The sequence below is a fragment of the Pseudomonadota bacterium genome (assembly GCA_016719885.1).
Classification (GTDB): domain Bacteria; phylum Pseudomonadota; class Gammaproteobacteria.
Genome location: JADJYF010000010.1, coordinates 1 through 19,178 on the forward strand (window position 1 = coordinate 1; position 19,178 = coordinate 19,178).

Annotated in this window: 9 protein-coding genes; 2 read left to right on the plus strand and 7 right to left on the minus strand. The window is 67.2% G+C overall.

What is annotated here, in order from left to right; genetic code table 11:
• Together IPM80_10880 and IPM80_10885 are read left to right on the plus strand one after the other, a co-directional pair.
• On the plus strand, positions 1-637 hold a 637-nt coding region (locus IPM80_10880; GenBank protein ID MBK8958913.1), incomplete at its 5' end, for an IS4 family transposase.
• Between the two features lie 129 nt (positions 638-766).
• On the plus strand, positions 767-1,963 hold the full coding sequence (locus IPM80_10885) for an IS256 family transposase (GenBank protein MBK8958914.1): 1,197 nt from the start codon (positions 767-769) through the stop codon (positions 1,961-1,963).
• A gap of 158 nt (positions 1,964-2,121) precedes the next feature.
• Here the strand turns inward: IPM80_10885 and IPM80_10890 are convergent, their stop codons facing one another.
• The 7 genes from IPM80_10890 to IPM80_10920 all read right to left on the minus strand — a co-directional run bounded on the left by IPM80_10890 (position 2,122) and on the right by IPM80_10920 (position 19,097).
• Positions 2,122-2,760 (minus strand): hypothetical protein, encoded by a 639-nt coding sequence (locus IPM80_10890; GenBank protein ID MBK8958915.1) that lies wholly within the window; start codon positions 2,758-2,760, stop codon positions 2,122-2,124.
• Positions 2,747-4,486 carry a putative porin gene (locus IPM80_10895; protein ID MBK8958916.1) on the minus strand — a complete coding sequence of 580 codons (1,740 nt, stop codon included), beginning with the start codon at positions 4,484-4,486 and terminating at the stop codon, positions 2,747-2,749. The genes IPM80_10890 and IPM80_10895 overlap by 14 nt, the downstream gene beginning before the upstream one ends.
• Before the next feature lie 33 nt (positions 4,487-4,519).
• Complete coding sequence (locus tag IPM80_10900; GenBank protein ID MBK8958917.1) at positions 4,520-5,185, minus strand: energy transducer TonB; 666 nt, start codon at positions 5,183-5,185, stop codon at positions 4,520-4,522.
• A 15-nt stretch (positions 5,186-5,200) separates the two neighbouring features.
• Complete coding sequence (locus IPM80_10905) at positions 5,201-5,611, minus strand: biopolymer transporter ExbD (protein ID MBK8958918.1); 411 nt, start codon at positions 5,609-5,611, stop codon at positions 5,201-5,203.
• Positions 5,612-5,635: 24 nt separating this feature from the next.
• Complete coding sequence (locus IPM80_10910; protein MBK8958919.1) at positions 5,636-7,441, minus strand: DUF2341 domain-containing protein; 1,806 nt, start codon at positions 7,439-7,441, stop codon at positions 5,636-5,638.
• Positions 7,442-7,572: 131 nt separating this feature from the next.
• Positions 7,573-9,165, minus strand: coding sequence for a ShlB/FhaC/HecB family hemolysin secretion/activation protein (locus tag IPM80_10915; GenBank protein MBK8958920.1), 1,593 nt, complete (start codon positions 9,163-9,165; stop codon positions 7,573-7,575).
• The gene (locus IPM80_10920) at positions 9,162-19,097 is read right to left on the minus strand and encodes a filamentous hemagglutinin family protein (GenBank protein MBK8958921.1); all 9,936 of its coding nucleotides are present in this window, start codon (positions 19,095-19,097) and stop codon (positions 9,162-9,164) included. Before IPM80_10920 ends, IPM80_10915 begins: the two co-directional genes overlap by 4 nt.
• Between the last annotated feature and the right edge of the window lie 81 nt (positions 19,098-19,178).

A 19,178-nucleotide genomic window follows, 5' to 3' on the forward strand; every position in this document is an offset into this window, starting at 1 on the left:
CATCAGCGACGGCAAATGGCACGACGTCAACGTCCTCGATATCCTCGTGCCTGAGGCCGGTGCTTTCTATGTCATGGACCGTGGATATGTCGACTACGAGCAGTTATACAAGCTGCATCAAGCTGCAAGCTTTTTTGTCATTCGCGCCAAGTCCAACTTGCGCTTCAAGCGTCGCTATTCGCAGACCGTTGACGCTCACAGCAACATCGTCTCCGACCAGCTTGGGACCTTTGCCTACTTTCGCGCCAATAGAGACTATCCCGCGTCTGTACGACGGATCCGCATCCGAGACGACGACGGCAAATTCCTCGTTTTCTTGACTAACAGCTTCGAACTTCCTGCGACCACTATTGCGCAACTGTATCGATGTCGGTGGCAAATCGAATTGTTCTTCAAATGGATCAAGCAGCATCTACGCATCAAGGCATTCTTCGGTACCTCTGAGAATGCGGTGAAGACCCAGATCTGGATTGCTGTCTCCAGCTATGTCTTGGTCGCGATCCTGAAAAAGAGACTCAAGCTCTCCGCTTCTCTGTACGAAATCCTACAGGTCTTGAGTCTCACGCTATTCGAGAGAACCCCAATAAATCAGCTACTTGACCAGCAACCGTCGGTAGCGTCCCAAGGAGTGGTGTAAGAACTGAAGGTGGCTAGTCCGGTTAGCCCAGCCCGCCCCGCGGGGCGGGCTGGGCCGGGATCGGCGGCCATCGTGGGTCTGGGTTAAGGTTGAGTTACCAAGCTAAACCATGACCTGGAGAACACCACGATGACCAAGACAAGCATTGCACTGACCGAGCTGGTCGAGAAGGGGGCCGACCAAGATTTCCTTCGCGACCTGGTCACCCACGTCGTCGAGAGCCTGATGGCGATGGACGTCGACAATCTGTGCGGCGCGGCCTACGGCGAGCGCAGCGGCGAGCGGCAGAACAGCCGCAACGGCTACCGCGAGCGCCTGTGGGAGACGCGCGCCGGCAGCATCCCGCTCAAGATCCCGAAGCTGCGCAGTGGGAGCTACTTCCCGCCGTTCCTCGAGCCGCGCCGCACGGCGGAGAAGGCCCTGGCGGCGGTCATCCAGGAAGCCTACGTACAAGGCGTCTCGACCCGTTCAGTGGACGAGTTGGTCAAGGCGATGGGTATGAGCGGGATCTCCAAGAGCCAGGTGTCGCGACTGTGCGCCGAAATAGACGAGCGGGTCGGGGCGTTCCTGGACCGGCCGCTGGAAGGCGACTGGCCGTACCTGTGGATCGACGCCACCTACGTCAAAGCGCGGGAGGCCGGCCGGATCGTGTCCAAGGCGGTAATAATCGCCGTGGCGGTCAATACCGACGGCATGCGCGAAGTGCTCGGCATGGCGGTTGGGCCAAGCGAGGCCGAGCCGTTCTGGACGGACTTCCTGCGCAGCCTGACACGGCGCGGATTACGCGGCGTGAAGCTCGTGATCTCCGACGCCCATCAAGGCTTGAAGACGGCGGCGTCGAAGGCGTTGAGCGCGACCTGGCAGCGCTGCAAGGTGCACTTCCTGCGCAACGCGCTCGCTCACGCCGGCAAGGGCCAACGGCAGATGGTGCTGGCCGCCATCAACACCGCCTTCGCCCAGGAGACACACGAGGCGGCGGTCGCGCAATGGCGCATCGTCGCTGACCAGTTACGCGTCAAGTTCCCCAAGCTCGGCGCGTTGATGGACGAGGCAGAGACCGAGGTGCTGAGCTACCTCGCCTTCCCCAAGGCCCATCGAACCCAGATCCACTCGACCAACCCGCTTGAGCGACTCAACGCCGAGGTCAAACGACGCACCGACGTGGTCGGCATCTTCCCGAACGACGCGGCGGTGACCAGGCTCGTCGGCGCGATACTGCTCGAGCAGAACGACGAGTGGGCCCTGCAGCGGCGCTACATGCAGCTTGAGGGCTTGCAGTCCCTGATCGACAATCCCGCTGCACGGCTCTCCGCCGTGATCAACTAACGCAGGTGAGCACCTGCCCAGGCTCGCGCTCTTACACCACGTCCAGGGACACGATCCAACCGTCGCCACTCGACCAGCCGAAAGTGCACAACCAATTGATATTGTTCGATTAACGTTGGGACACTACTGTGTGCGAATGAATTCGCACCTACGGTCCGCTATTCAGCGCCCGGTTCGCCGTCGAGCAACTGTTCGTGCATCGCGTCCTCCCAGGCCTGCGCGCGGCTTTCGACTTCCACCTGCTTGATGCCGGTGAAGGGCTCTTTCTGCAGCAGCGCCGTCCAGCGCGACTTGTGCTGGTAACGCTCGAGGATCTCTTGGCTGGTGGCGTACAGCGCGCGGTTCTTCTGTTGCGCATCGGCGAGTTCGGCGCGCGTGGCGTCGAGATTGCGCTCGAGTTCCGCCTTGGCGGCCTGTGTCGCCTGGTGTTCGGCCTTCAAAGCCTTGTACTTGCCGACCAGTGCTTCGAGGCGCTCGCCAAGCTTTTGCTTGCGCGCTTCGAGGCGCGTGAGCTTGTCGCGGGCGCTGCCGAGTTCCTGGCCGCGCGCGGCAATGTCCGCCTCGCGGGCGCCGACATCGAGCCGGGCAATCTTGAGCTGCTGTTCCAGCGACGCGTTGCTGGCCTTGAGCTTCGCGTTGTCCATTTCGAGCTGCTGGCGAGCGTCGTTCAACTGTTTCAGCATGCCCTGGGCGCGTGCCAGCGCCGCCTGGGCATTGGGTGGCTCGGCGAGGGCTGCGCCCACGCCGAGACTCAGCAGCAGCGCGAAGCCACGCGCAACACGGCTAGAATTTCGCATTGAGATCCACCTGCAAGGTATCGATATCCAGCGGCGGACCGTCGATGGCAGCGCTCGACAGGTAGCGCAGCTGCAGCCAGGTGTTACGCGCCAGGCCGTACTTGCCGCCCAGCACCCAGCCCTTGGTATCCGTGCCGCCGAGATGGAAGTCGGAATCGGTGAAGGCATCGAGCACCGCGTCGCGCTGCAGGTAGCGGTAGCTGGCCGACACCTGCCAGTCACGGAACTTCGTGACTTGCGGCCAGCCCGCCACCATTTCGAACAGCCAGCCGAGGCTGCGCTCGCCGTTGGAATAGAGATAAGTGACCCCACCAGTGCGCCGCGCCACCTCGTCGCGGTCGTAGCCGAGGTTCTTGACCACGTCCCCCTTGAAGATCACGTGGTAGGGCGCGAAGGTCGCGAGATCCAGTGACAGGTTCAGATCGAGCAGGTGGTAGTCCGCCGCCAGCGCGAACAGGGCGTCGTCGGCGCCGCCGTTGAGATTCGGATCGTTGGCAATGTTGTAGAGCAGGTTGCCCTTCTGCAGGAAAGTCGGCTGGGTGCTGTTGTTCTGCGTGCTGCCCAGCGCATTCTTCTTGCCGGTGATGTGGATGTAACGGTAATAGGCGCTCGCGAAGGTGAGCTTGTTCTGGTTCTCGAACTCCCAAGACGCGCCGAGCTGGCCGGCCGCCAGCCACTTGTCCTGCGACGAGAATTCCACCTGCTGCAACGGGAACAGGCCGACCGTCGCGAACACGTGGCGCCCGCTCGGGCCGAGACCACTGATGCCCTCCTCCTGGCCGATGACGCGCTTGAGACTCAGCGCCGCGCCATCGAAGTTGAGATCCTCGTCCCACACGAGGTCGGTCGAGATCCACGGGTTGGCGATGCGGCCCGCGGCGAAATTGAGCGTACTGTTCAACCAGCCGAAGCCCTGCTCGGCCGGCAGCTCGTAAAGCAGCGCGGCGCGGTCGAGCTGGATGCTGAAGCGCTGGCCGCCGCTGCCGAGGGTCTGGTTGGTCGACACCGGGTTGGTCTGGTTGCCGGTCGCGACCCGCGTATCGAACGTCCAGTGGTCCGTGATGGCAGCACGCAGGTTGAGGCGCACGCGTTCGCGCCAGCGGTTGTTGTCGTCCGAGGTATTGAGAAACGCGCGCGCACCGGCCTGGCTGATGCCGCCGGCGGCGTTGACGCGCGGAATGTCGAGATAGAGATTCTGCGCCGACAGGGTGTCGGCATTGTCCTTGCCGTACTTGTTGTACTCGTTGCGCACGCGCGCATCGCCCGAGATCTTGATGTTGTTGACCCACGCCGGCAACGCATCGGGCGTGCCCCAGCGTTCCTGCTTGGCCTTCTGCGAGACATCACTCAAGACGTCCTCGCGCAGTTCCGCGCGCACCTGCTCGCGGATCTCCTTTTTCACGAACTCCGGCACGTAGGGCACGCGCACCACTTTGCCAGGAGCGGCACTGGCACCCGCTTCGGCGACGGGCGCGGCCTCGTCCGCCGCCATCGCCACCTGTTGCGCGGCCTGGGTGGCGGCGTCGGTCTCGGCTTTCTTGACCAGGCTGGCGGCGAGCTCTGGCTGCAGCACGCCTTGCTTGACCAGCGCGTCGACGAGATTCACCACCGTATTCTTCAATTCCAGCAGCTGCTGCTTTTCGTCGGCCGCCGGGGCGGCGTGGGTCGATGCGGCGGCGAGCAGCAACAGCGGGCCGGCGAGGCCCTTGACGGTGAATCTGTTCAAGACGGTTCTCGTTGATGGAGCTTTTAATTCGGATCAGCGCGCGACGATGCGCAGCTTGAGCGGCTGCGGCATGTCGGCCGGCGGGGCGTCCTTGAGATGCAGACGGGTCAGCGTCTTGCGCAGCGCGGCGTCGCTGTCGTCGTTGCCGGTGGAATCGAGCAGTTCGAAACGGTCGACGCGACCGTCTTCGCTCATCCACAGCTTGATCACCACCGCGTACTTGTCGCCGCGCGCCTCGGCGTTGTTCGACAGCAGAGTCTGCAACTCGCGCTGCAGTTGACCCGCGTACCAGCGGTTGCGATCGCCGCCGCCGATGAGCCCACGGCCGCCCTTCTTGCCGCGCAGACCGAAGCCGTCGCTGCCGGCCGTGCCGTCGGCGTCGAGACCGAGCTCATCGCCGGGCGCGGCTTCGTCGGCGGGCGCATCGTCGGCCACCGGTTCCGGCTCGGGCTTCGGTTCCTCCATCACCTGTTCCGGCGGCGGCGGTTCCTCGACCTTGGGCGGCGGCGGCGGCGGCGGTGGCGGTTGCACCAGCGAGATCTCCTGGATCTTGGGCGGCTCGGGCGCCTTCGCGCCGTGCATGCCGCCCACCACGAAATACCCGGCGATGGCGAACACCGCCAGCATCGCCACGCCACCGAGTAACGGTCCGTAGCGGTGCGCCGCCGATTCCCGTTCCTGATCCTGTGCCGGCTCCATGATGCGCGCCGCGTGCTACTTGACGAGCTTCTGCGTGACGAGGCCGATTTGCGTGATGCCGACACGCCCGGTCAGATCGAGCACGTCCATCACCAACTGGTATTGCACCGTCGAATCGCCCTTGATCACGACCGGCAACTCGGGATCCGCGGCATACAGCGACGCGAGCCGGCTCTCGAGTTCCGGCAGGGTGACCGGATAGGTATCGAGAAACACGTTGCCGTCGGCGGTGATGGTGACGGCCTTGGTTTTGGGCGCGGCCAGCGAGGCCGCGCTGCTCGCTTGTGGCAGGTTGACCTTCACGCCCTGCACCGAGGCGGTGGTCATGATGATGAAGATCAGCAGCAGTACGAAGGTCAGATCGACCATCGGCGTGATGTTGATGGTGTCGTAAGGTTCGGAATCGCCTTTGACTTCCGCGGCCATGTTCGCTGCTCCCGTCGACCGCGCTTACACGCCGTGCACTTCGTTGACCTTGGCGATGAATTCGTCGCCAAACACCTGCATGTCGGCGCCGAGCTCCTTGGCCCGCGAACCGAGGTAGTTGTAGCCAAACAATGCCGGTATCGCGACGCCGAGTCCGGCCACCGTCGCCAGCAACGCGGCGGCCATGCCGGGCGCGATGGCGGCGATGTTGATGTCGCCGGTCTTGGCGATGGTGGCGAACGTCACCATCACGCCCACCACGGTGCCGAGCAGACCAATGAAGGGCCCGCCGGAAATGGCGATGGTGAGCAGCACCAGCAGTGAATTGAGTCGCTGTTGTTCGCGCACCGCGGTGGCGTCGAGCGTGGCGCGGATCGCACCCAGGCTCTTGTCGCTGAGGCCGCTCGCGCCGCTGCCTTCGAGGCGACCGCGCACCTGTTCGATGCCCTGTCGATAGATGGAAAACAGCGGCGAATCACCGTAACTGCGGCTGCCCGACACCAGCGCGTCCAGCGCTGCGCCGGCGCCCGCCGTCTGAGTGCGATAGGCGGACAGGAAACGGTTGGTGGCGCGGCGCGCGCGGCCGAGATACACCGCTTTCAGGAACATCACCATCACCGCGATGGCCGCCATCAATATGCATACGCCGATCACGGCCTGCTCGACGATGGCTTCCTCGCGCCCGAACACGTAGTCGATGATGACGCCGAACTGGCTGGTGGTGTGGGCCTCGCCCTCGGCGCCGGCGCTGTCCTGGCTTTCGTCGGCGCCGTAGCCGACCACGCGATCGTTGCGCTCACCTTCGATGGCGGCCTGGGCGGCAAAGAAGTCGGCGCCGCGCGCACGGCCGTAGAACTTCAATTCGTCTATCTGCATGGCGAGCGCGGCCTTGCCATCGCGTGCCGCGCCGATCGAGGTAGCACCGCTCATCGGCGCGACCGCGGCAGCCGCCTCGCCGGCCGGCGCGCCATTGACGAACAACTGCAGCTTGCCGGCCTCGATATTCAGCGCGACGTGCTGCCATTGCCCGGCCACCAGCGCACTGCTGGCGGCTAACGATACGCCGCCATAGCTCGCGTTGAGTTGCCCACCGCTCAAGGTCAGCGCCAGGCGCTGCGCGCCCTCACCACGCTCCAGCAGCGTGCCGGTGGTGGCCGGCAGCGCGTCGAGCTTGATCCACAGGCTCACTGCCCAGCCCTTGTCCGGTGTCAGCGCGAGTTGCGGGGCATCGCTCACCACCACGCCTTCGTTGCCGCTCAGCACGCCGCCCATGCCCAGCAGCGACAAGGGCGTGGGCGTCACGGCGCCGGCGGTCGGCGTCGACGCCAGCGCACTGGTGGTCGCCGTCCCATAGGCGCTGCTGTCTTCGACGGCGCCGGCCGCGTCGGCGAAGTGGAATACCGCGGCGGTGTCGACCTCGTAGGTGCCACCGGCGTCATCGGCCTTGTTGGCGGCCTGGTTGCCGAAATAGAGATAGAACTTGTTGTCGGCGCTGTGCGCCTTCAGCACCGGCAGCTTCACCCACACCAGTGCGATCTGCGCGGCGGCGTCGAATTTTTCGACGTGGTACTTGAGCGGCGTCTGGTCATCGCCGGCGACGAAGCGGAAATCCGCGCCGCCATCTTTCACGTTCAGGAACTGCGGGAAGTTGCCGCCGTGCAGGCGCACCAGCACCGGCACGTCGTTCAGATCCGTCGCGACATCGACGCCTGCGCTGGTGGTGTTGACGGTCAGCGCCTTGCGCGAGATCCAATCCGGGTTCCACCACGCCATGACGGAGGTGCTCGAGCACATGACGCTCAAGGCAAGTAATGCGGTGCGTATCGACACGGGTTCGTCGTCCAGATTGTCGGCTTGCGGCCGGGGTTGTTGGGCAGCGAGTCTATGGCGGGCATGTGACTGTCGAATGACAGGCGAGGGGCGTTTCGATGACACCCCCGTGTCAGCGCATCAATGAGGAGTCAGAACTCGACGCCGAGATTGAAATGCACGCGCTGATCGCCACTTGGTGTGCGATCGCCCGCGCGCAATGGATAGGCCCACATCAACGCGGCCTCAAGGTGCTTGGCCGCCTCGACGCGCACACCGAGGCCGGTGCTCCACAGCATCGCGCTCTTCTTGCTGCCGGGCAGCGGCGACAGCGTGCGCAAGGCGGCGGCGTCGGTGAAGGCCACGAGCTCTAGGTTGCGCAGTTGCTTCGGGTAATGACGGGCAAGGTTCATCGAACGCAGTTCCAGCGTGCTGGCCACGGCATTGTCACCGAGACGCTCGGCTTCGAGATAACCGCGCACGTCGTCGACGCCGCCGACCGAGAACTGCTCGTTGGTGATGAGCGGATCTCCCGACACCTGCCCGCTCACGCGCGCGAACAGCGCGGCGCCGGCCGGCAAGGGCGTGAGATTGTCGGCCGTGACCTGCAGGTAGGCGAAGCTGGGTTTGGCCTTGAAGCGCTTGCGCTCGAATTCCTTGTGCGTGTTGCCGAGCCCATCGGGCCCGAGATTGAACACCGCTTCGACATGACTCAGCTGCTGGTGCCAGGCGTAGGTGCCGCTGTAGGCCGCCGAGAACTTGAGGTAGGAAATGGGCGTGACCACCGTGCCGCCCTGGTCGAAGCCTATCTGCTCGTCGAAATCCTTGTAGTCGGCGCCCAGCGACAGGCTGTGGTACACGCCATCGAAAGCCGTCAACGGCACGATGTAACGCGCGCCGCCGATCACGCCTGAACCGATCACGCCCAAGGTGCCGATGGTCGCGACGTTGGTATTGGATTTCACGCCGTACAGCGCCAGCAGGTGATCGGAGTCCTCGAAGCGCCACAGGTAATTGGCCGAGTACACCTCCACTTCGTCGCTGGCCTCGGGCGACACCTGGTAAGCGATGCCGATGCTGTGCTCGCGCTGCCACAGGTTGTCGTAATGCAGCGCCGCGTTGAGGCGCAGGTGAGTGGTATCAGCGCTGTAGCGGTCGTTGAGTTCCAGACTGCCGTGCAGCGGCAGCGTATCCTTGACCTTGAGTTCGACGTCGAGCTTGCCCGGCGTGCGGCTCGGCTTGAGCACCGGCGTGATGGTCCTGTCGCGCGACATCTGGGCGAGCGTCGCGAGCTCCTTTTGCACCTGCGAAAGGTTCGGCACTTCGCCGCTCGCCAGCGACGGCAGCTTGCTCTTGATGCGCCCGAGCGAGAAGTAGCGCGAGCCGGTGACCTGCATGCGGCCCACACGGCCTTCGGTGACCTTGAGTTTCACCACGCCGTTCTGTACATCCTGCTCGGGCACGTCCACCAGCACGCTGCCGAAGCCGCGTTCGTGGTACAGGGTCTCGAGCTGCTTCTGGGCGTCGTTGACGTCGGCGATGGACTTGCCTTCACCGAGATGACCGTACACCGCGCGTTCGACGTCCTCCTGCGGCAGCATGGTGTTGCCTTCCACCTGGTATTCCCAGATGTCGAAGGTCTCGACCGCCTCGGCGGGCTGCTCCGCCACCGCGGCCAGTGCCACGCCGCTCGTGACGCTCCACAGCGTGAGCGCGGTCAACAACAAGGCGCACACAATCTTCATTCACCAAACCCCAGGAATTCGACCGAGATCATCGAGACCAGCGCCTTGCCGAGGTTCTGCGTGTTCTGGTCCTTGTCATTGAACGAATCGGCGGCGGCATTGGCCGCCGCATTGCTCGCGCTGCCGGCCGCGGCACTGGCGCCGGCCAGGCCCACCGGCACGCTGACCGCCGCGCTCGGTACGCCGCTGGCCACGCCGCCGACGCTGATGTTGTCGGCGCCCAGCACCGCGGTCGCGGCAATCGTCAGGTTGCCCGCCGAGGCGATGCCGGCGTCGCCCGCATCGACGATGCCGCCCGGCGCGAACAGGAACACGTCACCCGGCGCGCGGCCGGCGCTGCTGACCGCCGCCTGGATGCCGCTGCCCGCCACCGCCGGCGGGAACTCGGTAATGACGTTGCCGAGCGCGTCGAAGCTCACCACCGGCGGCGGGATCGACAGCGCCGACTTGGCGCCACGGCCGGCGTCGATGTTGCCGCGCGAAGACCACATGAGAATGCTGCCGCCGTCGAGCGCGAACACGCGTGAACTGTTGACGAGGAAATCGCCGGCCGTGAACGCGTTGAGATTGCCACTGCGTTGCACGACGATGCCGAGTTCGTCGGGCGTCTTGGCGAGGCCGGTCAGCGCCGCCGCGCCGGCATTCACCGCGCCATGGGGCGCGAGCAGGTTGATGTCGCCGCCGTCCAGGGTCTGGATGCGGCTCAACAGCGAAATGATGTCGCCGCTGCCGCCGCGCTTTGCAAACAGGGTGTCGATGGCAGCGAAGCCGCGGCTGTAGTCGTCGGCGGTGTCGCCGGCCTTGGAGGCCGCGATTCCGGACTCTTTGATCTCGTTGAAGAACACCGTGGTGATGAACTCGCGTTGCACGTCGCGGCCCAAGGCCTCGAACTGATCGAGCGCGCTGCCCTGCGCGCTGCCGCCGTGGCTGGCGACGAATGCAGCCAGGGGCGCGTCGTAGTCGCGGCCCTTGTCGAGGTAACGCAGGATGAAGGCCGCATGGTCAGGTGGGTTGGCGAGGCCCGCCATCACGGTCAGCGAACCGAGGCCCGCCGCCAGCGCGGGATTGCGCAGGCGCCCGCTGCCGAGCAGGCCGTCCGAGGTGCCGAGATCGACATCGCGCCCCGCCAGCACATCGAACTGCCCGGGACCGTTGAACTCGTAGCGCGCCTGGTTGATCAGCAGCGTGCCGAGCGAATTACGCAAGGTCGAGAAGCGCAGGTCGCGGCCGGCGTGCACCACGCTGCGATCGGTGGCCGCAAGGTGTTGGCCGCTGTAGGACAGGTTGACGATGTCGCGGCCGGCTTCGATCAAGGCCTGCTTGGACAAGGTGATGTCGAGACGCTTGCCATCGCCGGCACCGATGTCGCCGCCGCGCGCGACGATGCGTGCGGGCTCGTTGTCACCGACATGCAGGGGCACGGCGCCGTGGCCGAGACCGGGCAGGTCGGACAACAGCGCGGTCGACAGGCCCGCGAGGCCTTGACTCGGCTGCGCCGCCGAGGGGATCTGCGCCGGGTCGGTATCGATGAGAGGGATGCGCGTCTGCACATTGGTCGTCACGAGACTGCCGGCCGCCAGCAGGTCGAGTTGGCCGCGCGCGGCGGGCGCAAGGATCAGCGAATTGTTGAGCACGAGATTGCGGCGCAGGCTTGCCGCCTGCAGCGTGGCGGGCGCCAGCGTCAAGGCCATGATGTCACCGGCGCCGAAATTGCGGTCGCCGTAGGCGGCGCGCAGCAGGCCGTCGCGGTTCTCCATCACCACGTCGCCCGCCAGCGCGGTGAGCGACACCCGGCTGTGGTCGCCGTAGGTGGAGAAATACACCGCCGAGGCGCTGCCGAAGCTGTCGACGCTCTGGCTGGGCGAGACCGGCGTCAGGGTCGGGTTGAAGATTGATTCCAGGTTGAGCTTGCCGCCCGCCACCAGGTCGATGCGGCCGTCGCCGAGTTCCAGCACCGGCGCCATCGACGTCGCGTTGGCCTTGCCGATGTTGCCGCCGGCCGTCAGTCGCGCATCGCCGCGTCCGAGCAGGAACACGCCGCCTGAAATGTCGCCGCCGACATCGATGTCGAGATTGCCGCCGCCGGCGATGCCCACGCCGGCGCTGCCACCGGCGCCGGTGGGCTGGCCATTGGTCGGCAAGGCGACGTTGAGGTCGGTGAGCGAGCCCTCGCCGCGGATCGAGACCGCGCCGCCGCCGAGGGTGGCGATGCCCTGTGGGAAGGCGCCGACGTTGATGGCCCACGCCGTTGGCACGACCTCGCCGACCTGGATGTTGCTGCCGCCCATGCGCGCCATCCAGTCGGGCAGCGCCGGACTCGCGACGCCGCGTACGCCACCGTGGGCATCGATGCGGATATTGCCGCCGCGCGCGAGATAGTCGCCGCGCAGCAGGCCTTCGGTGAACAAGGGATCGTAGCTGCCGGTGCCGCGTTGTTCGCCGAGCGTGGTGATGGACGCGCCGGCGCCCGCCAGGCGCAATTCGCCGCCGGTGGCGATGTCGATCGAGCCCGTGCCGGTGCGCACGCGACGGTTGGCGGCGATCACCAGGTCGCCGCCGCCGGCGCGCGTGGCGGCGAGATCGGCGCTGTCGAGATCGGCGCCCGCACTCAGGCGATAAGACCACGACGGCCCGCTCTGCACGCGGTCACGTGCGCCGAGTTCCGCGATCTCCTCGCCGGAGCCGGCATCGACGTAGGTCTGAAAAGCCACGCCGTCGCTGAGCGAACCGTTGATGAGGATATCGCCCTGCGCGCGCAGCGTCAGCGTGCCGACCTCGTCGCCGAAACGCTGGTTCAACAGATCGAGATTGGACGACAGCGTGAGATTGCCGGTGCTGGTGATCTCGATGCCGGGCGTGACATGGAAGCGGGCATCACCGTCGCGACCGAGTCGCGCCGCGATGTCCGGCGCATGGTCCATGAAGGCCGCCGCGTCGTTGCGCGCGGTAGTGAAGGTGGTGCCGACATTGGTGCCGCTGTAGCGCTGCAAGGCTTCCAGCGTGATGCGCGACGCGCCGGCCACACGCGTGTCGACATCATCGACCGCGACCTCGCTGTTGGCGATGCGCGGCGCGCGCAGCACCAGCTTGCCGCTGTCTTCGCGCGCGCTGCCGCCAGTCACGGTGCCGGCGACGTCGATACCGCGCGTGTTGTCGTCGCTGGCGGCGAGATGCAGGCTGCCGGCGCTGGTCCCGATCGACACCAGGCCACCGGCTTGGCTCGCGCCGCGCGCGCTGGCATCGAGGCGCGCGCTGCCGGTGAGTGTCACGTCGTCATGGGCATTGAGCGCAATGCGACCGGCGTCGCGGCCGCGCGCGTCTATGGTGCCGGCGATGGTGATGGCGCCATGGTCGGCGGTGAGCGTCACGTCATGCGCGCGGATCAGCGCGCCACGCGCGAGCGTGAGATCGCCCTCGCGCACGCGAAACGCGCGCGCGTCGCCAAAGCCGGCATCGTTCAGCCGTGCGTTGAGCGCCGACAAGGAAGTATCGGGCGCCAGGCTGTCGGCATCGACGAACAGGCTGCCGCTGCCTGGTGCGCCGGTGGCGAGCAATTGCGCATCACGGTCGATGCTGACGGCGCCCGCCGCCGCGCTGGCGAGGATGCTGCCGGCGCGACCGCCGCCGCTCGCCGAGACATCGAGCCGCGCGCCGGCGTCGATGGCGATGCCGCCCTGCGCCGCCTGCAAGGCGATGCGACCGCCGGGCACCGCCACGGTCTTGTCGCCGAACACTTCGCGGCGGGCGGCGACATCGATGCTCGCCCCCTCGCGCACACGCAGGCCGTCCACGCCGCTCGCATTCAAGGCGACGCGACCGGCCGGCAGTTCAATGCGGCCGGCGAAGTCTATGCTGTCGGCGTCGACCTGCAAGGCGCCGCCCAGGGAGTCCGAGGCCGGCAAGCTCGGCTTGGCCGGCGCGCGGAACGCGGCGTGCTCGGCGCCGATCACGAGGCGTGCGCCGCTGCGGGTGGTGAGGCGTCCGGCGCTCAGGCTCAGATCACCGGCGGTCGTGAGACCGGCCTGGCCGATACCGGTCAGGCTGTCGCCAGCGCTGAGCGCCAGCGTGTCGAAGCCGTTCACGTCGAACTGCCCGCGACCGATGCTGATCTCGCGCGCGCTCATGCGCAGCACCGAGCCGGGCGCGGCGCTGACGGCTTGCGCGCTCGCGTCACTGCGTCCGCCGGCATTGCCGAGCACGATGCTGTCGGCGCGCAAGGCCACGCTGTCGCCGCCCTGCGTGTGGCCGATGATGCCGGCGGCGTTGATCACGAGCGTGTCGAAGTTGGCGTCCAGCGAACCGTAAACATCGAGCGAGCTGCGACTGTCGAGGATCAGCTCGCGCGCCGCCAGCGCGCGCAGTTCGGCGTTGCTCAGTGCCAGGCCGTCATTGACGCCGCTGACCGCGCCGAGGCTCACGCGTGAACTCGCGAGACGCAGCGAGCCTTGATCGGTGGCGAGCGTGCCGGCCACGCGCGTGCCGCGACTGCCGTCGAGGGCCAGTGCGCCGCTGCCGAACAGGGACGCGCCTTCATGCACCGTCACCGTGCCGCGCGCGCCGCTTTCAGCGCTGTGCACCACCCGCGGCTGCGTGCCAGTGGTGGCGAGCAGCAGCGCGTTGTCGCCCTCCACTTCGAAGGCGCCACGGTGCGCGACGGCGCGGCCGCGCGCACTGATGCGCGCGCCGCGGTCCAGCACCACCTCGTTGCTGGCCAGCGCCAACAGCTCGGGCAGTTGCAGCTGCGTGTCGGCTTCGAATGTCACGTCGCTGGCCACGGTGTCCAAGACCACGTTACCGTCGACATGACGACGGCGGCCGCCGAGCAGCAGGCTTTGCGCACCGAAGGCGTTCAGATCGGCGGCGCGGATCTCGACGCGACCGCCTTGTCCGCCGAGGTCGTTCACGACCGCGAGGTGCTGCGCGGCGATGTCCATTTCAGCGCCGCGACCGCCGGCCGCGGTGGTGGCGAGCAGGCGCCCCGACAGCGCCAGCGAGCGGCTCGCCGCCAGGGACAGCGCGCCGGCGTCGCCGGGCAGCAAAGCGCCCGCCTCGCTGGCCGCGAAGAAATCGCTGGCACGGGTCTCGCGGTATTCCGCGCGCTGGCGCCAATCCTTGCCAGTCTCGACGCGATAGCCCTGCCAGGCGCGGTCGGCGATGTCTCCGCCCGCGCTGCCCAGGCGGCCGGCCACCAGCGGCAAGGTGTCGCGGGTCTGGCCGCGCAGACCCGGCACGATGGTCGTGGCGCCGTCGTCCGGTGTCAGCAGCAGCGCGCCGGGCAACAGCGCGTAGCGGGCCGGCAGCACCGCGTAGCGACCGGCCGGCGCGACATCGCTGTCGGCCAGTTCGATACTGGCGTCGGGGGCATAGGCGAAGTTCGGCGACGCCAGCGGATCGTAGTGAGCGAACGGCGAATCCAGCTGCGGCACGATGGCGAAGGCCTGGTCGCGCCCGTCGAGGATGTCACTCGAACCGCCCGGTCCGGGCAGGTGTTCGCTGGCCAACAGGTCGCCGCCGCCGCTGAGATCCACCACCGCGCCGCGCGCCACGTTTACATCGGCGCCCGCCAGGCTCACGCGCTTGTCGGGCAGGGTCTCGACGAGGCGCGTGACGACGTCGAGCGGAAAGGTCCATTCACGACCGAACTGGGTTTGACCGAAAGGCACCAGCAAGTCCGCGCCGGATACCGACGTCACACTGCCCGGCGCCAGCACCAGGCGCGCATCGGCATCGAGCGTCAATTGTCCGAAAGGCGCGAACAGGCGGCCGTCATGCTCGATGTTGTCCGCCTCGAGGCTGAGGCTGCCGCCGGCCGACAGCGGCAGCGCGGCATGACGGGCCGAGGCGCGCAGCGTGATGGTGGCATCGTCGCCGCTGCTGGCGAGCGTGTAGGCGCTGAGGGTGGACGGGTAGACACGCGCGGCATCGATGTCGACATCGCCGCTGGCCTCGAAGCTGCCGCGCAATTGACTGCTGCTGGTGATCGGCACGCGCGTGCCGATCAGGCGCAAGTCACCGTCGCTGTGCAGGCGCAGCGCATCGCCAACGCCTTGCACGGCAAAGTCACCGGTCAAGTCGATGAGTTGCGCGTCGACCGTCAGGCTGCCGCTGCCGCGCGTGGCGCTGGCGGGGCGGCGAAACAGCTCGTTGCTGCTGCCGAGCTGCACGTAGGGCGCGGCGAGACGCAGCGCACCGCCGTCGCTCACCAGCGACGACGTGTCGAGTATCAAGGACTGTGTCAGCGACAGCTCCTGGTCACCGACGAAGCGCACGGCGTCGATATCGGTGCCGGTCAACACCGGCCGCGTGGCGAGACGCAGCGCCGCGAAGCCGCCTTTGCGCAGCATCGACGGCGACAGTCGCAGCTCGCCGTGATCGGCGGCCGGCAGCGGCGCGCCGCGCGGTACATCGGGCTCTGCAACGCCGCCGATCACGATGGCGCGCGGTGCATCGGGAAAGGCCGGCAGACCGGTCAGATCGGCGGCGGTTTCCCGCTCGAGCGGATTGATGGCGATATCGAGGCGGCCACCCTGGCGCCCGAACAAGGCGCCGTTCAAGCGCATGCCTTCGGCGGCGGAGAGCGTGATATCACCGCCGACGCCATTGACGCGGGTCGCGATGCGATGCGAGGCATCGCGCGGATTCGGCAAATCGAACACCGCGCCGGTCCCCGATACGTCGATACGCGAGCCGCGCTCGGTGAGCACGTAGCCGCGCTGCGCGGAGAGCTTCACCTGGCCGCCGTTCAAGACCTCGCCGAGCCGCACACCGAGCGCGTTGGCCTCTTTACGCAGCGCGGCCGGCGCCAGCAGCGCGCCATGCGCGCCCAGGGTCACGGCCTGCGTGGCGTCGTAGCCGCGATCGTTGCCGTCACGCGGATTGACGATGGCGAGCGTGATGTTGCCGGCCGGCGCCGAGATCACGCCGTCGACGACAAGGCGCGTATCGCTGCTGAGGCTGACACTCGATTGCGCATCGGCGTCGATACGCGCGCCGCTGCCCATGCGTACTTCGGCGCTCGCGAGCGGTTGATTGGCGCGGCGTTTGAACGCCATCGCGAGTCGGGTCGGTGCGCGCTCGGCAGCGTCGAGATAGGTGGCGGCGCCGAGGCTGTCGATATCGGTGCCGGTGGCGGCGCCGACCGTGCGCGTATCGAGCACGCGATTGCGCTGGCGCAGGTCTAGCAAAGTGCCCGGCGCAATCAGGATGCCGTCGCGATTGGCGTTGAGGCTGATGTCGGCAAAGCCCTCGGCGCTGAACAAGGCCGGACGCAGCACGGTGAGATTGCCTGCCGCCGTGTCTTCGGACTGGATGGCGAAACCGCCGCCGCTCAAACTCAACTTGCCGCCCTTGGCAAGCGCCAGGCCGCGTAGTTCGCCGTCGACAGCGAGGCGCGTCGGTAGCACGTCGTCGCTGCTGAGCGTGATGCTGCCGCCCTGGCCGGCGACGAGACTGCCCTTGCTGTTCTTATGTGCACCGCCGCCGACGTCGATGAGGCTGCCGCGCGCAAGATCCAGCGAGCCGATGGCGGTGAGCGCGACCGCGCCGCCGTCGATGGCCAAGGGCCCCTCGCCCACGCCGCTGTCCCGCGCGCGCGCCGCGCTGTCGTTGACCCAGCGACCCTGGGTGTCGAGTACAGCGCCCGCGTTCAAGCTGAGCGCGGTGGCGTCGTTACCGGTGCTGACGGTGGGCAGCGCATTGACGGCGATGCGACCGTCGGCGGCGCGCAACTTGCCGCTGATGTCTACCTCACCCGCGCCGATGTCGATTTCGCCATAGGCGCCGAGATCGAAATCCACGTCGGCCGTCACCTGCACGCCGCCGTTGGCGAACAGGCCGACGCGCGTGAAACCGCCCGCCTCGAACAGCTGCGGCGACAGCGTCAGCAGGTGGCCATTGCCATTGGCCACGGTGGTGGCGCCCGCCAGCGCGCGCGTGTCGAGCCGCACGTCGTCGAGCAGGTAATCCTGGGCGACGCCTGCGTCGAACTCGATGCTGCCGCGCCCAAGCGTCAGGCGACCGGCGAGCGGCTGCTGATCGTAGGCGCGTTGAAAGCCGGCGAGGCCGCCAGGCTTGTTGCGCTGGAAGGCATCGATGGTGATGCCGCCCTTGGCTGCACCGCGCATGTTGACCACGGGCGCGGCCAGGGTCAGCGTGCCGGCGTCCTTGCCTTCGCGGTAACCGGCCTCGAAATTCGCGCGCGCATCGCTGAACAAGCGGTAGTTTTCCGTGACATTCCACTTGCGATGCACGGTCTGCGCGGCACCGAAGATGCCGTCGTAGACGCGGCCGGGATCGGCCTGGCTGATGTCGAACAGGCGCCCGCCGGAGATGAGCTTGGTGGTGTCCAGCACGCCGCCGCTGTAGGTGACCACACCGCCCGACACGTCGAGGGTCGCGCCCGGCGCGACGTCCAGGCGATTGTCGGAATCGAGGGTGATGGAGCCGCCCGGCGCCAGGCGTTCATCCAGGGATCGGCGTAGGCCCGCCACCGCGCCGCTGACATCGGCCAGCGGCGTGCCCTTGCGCACATCGAACGTGACGCGCATGCCGCGCAGCGCGCCGTTCTTCTGCAGCGGCGCGTCGCGCAACTCGTTGCCGCGCAGTTCGACGCTGACGAGATTGCGCGTCAGGGACACCTCGGCGTCGCGTGTGCCCGAAGCATCGATGCGCACGTCCGTGGCGATGGCCAGCGCGGCGTCCGCTGTTTCACCAGGCGCCGCGACGCTATTGCGTTGTGCCTTGATGTTGATGTCGCCGCCGCGCGCGGTGATGCGTGCGCCACCGTCGGCGCGCAGCTTGTTGCCGAACAGTTCGATCTTCGAGCGCGCCTGCGGCTGCGAATCGACCGCCTCGCGCAGGCTGGCGTCGGCCTTGCGCGCCTTGGCCGCGTCGGTCTCGGTCGATGCCGCGACGGGCGTGATTTCCGTGCGCGAAGCAGCGCCGATGGTCAGCACGCCGCCGTGCAGCGCGGTCGGCGTGTTGGTGCCCTTCACGTCGTTGTGCACCACCTGCACGCGGTCACGCGCCAGCAGGCGCACCGAACCGTTGACGCTGACGCTGGTGGTGGCGCTCGCCAGGCCCTGTTGATTGACCGCGTAACCCAGCAGCGTGACATTGCCGCGCGGCGCGCTGACGGTGCCGGTATTGGTGACCGTGCCGCCGGTTTCCACTTCGACCACCAGGCCGCGCAGGTTCGGATCGCCGTCGGCGGCGGCGAGATAGACCTTGTCCTTGGCGGCAGCGGCAATCACCTGGCCGCCGGGCGTGGTGATGTTGCCGGCATTGTTCACCTCCGGCGCCAGCAACAGGATGCGGCCGCCTTCGGCGGACTTGAGTTCGGCGCCCCGCGCGACTGTCACTGCTCCCGCATCGGCGCTGCCGGCAAAGGCCGGCTTGGCGCCGGCCGCATCGTTGATGGCGCCGGTAATGCCGAGCTTGTTGAACACCGCATCGTCCATGTCGAGGCTCGATGCGACCAGCGCGTTGGTGTCGACCTCGGCGCTGCGACCGAACAAGATGCCGTTGTGGTTGATGAGATAGATCTGGCCGTTGGCGGACAGCTTGCCGAAGATTTCGCTCGGGCTGTCGTTATGAATGCGATTGAGCGCGATGGCGCTCGAGGAGGGCTGTGCGAAACGCACCGCCTTGCCCTTGGCAATATCGAAGCTCTGCCAGTTGAGCACTGCACGCGCGGGATTCTGCGTGACGGTGAGCGTGTTGCCACGGGTCATGACGCTCGCCACGCCCGGCGCCGCGAACGGCACGCCGCAGGTGGTGCAGGGCACCGGCAAGGGCCCGGCCGCCAGCGCACAGGGCGAAGCGCCGAGCGCCATCACGCCCACCACGCGCAGTCGTCGTGCCAGCCGCCGCGCAAGGTCGCGCAGCGCATTGCAAAGCTCGAGAGTCGGCACCCGGAACGCGGCAGGGATCATGAAGAACGCTATCGATACATAGGTTGGAGAATTGAAAACGCCAGCCGCGGCGCGCGCGGCTGGCGTTCGAAGCACGCTGGC

Coding starts and splice junctions, on each gene's coding strand:
- IPM80_10885 (MBK8958914.1), top strand. CDS start 767: ATGACCAAGACAAGCATTGCACTGACCGAGCTGGTCGAGAAGGGGGCC.
- IPM80_10920 (MBK8958921.1), bottom strand. CDS start 19,097: ATGATCCCTGCCGCGTTCCGGGTGCCGACTCTCGAGCTTTGCAATGCG.
- IPM80_10900 (MBK8958917.1), bottom strand. CDS start 5,185: ATGGAGCCGGCACAGGATCAGGAACGGGAATCGGCGGCGCACCGCTAC.
- IPM80_10890 (MBK8958915.1), bottom strand. CDS start 2,760: ATGCGAAATTCTAGCCGTGTTGCGCGTGGCTTCGCGCTGCTGCTGAGT.
- IPM80_10915 (MBK8958920.1), bottom strand. CDS start 9,165: ATGAAGATTGTGTGCGCCTTGTTGTTGACCGCGCTCACGCTGTGGAGC.
- IPM80_10905 (MBK8958918.1), bottom strand. CDS start 5,611: ATGGCCGCGGAAGTCAAAGGCGATTCCGAACCTTACGACACCATCAAC.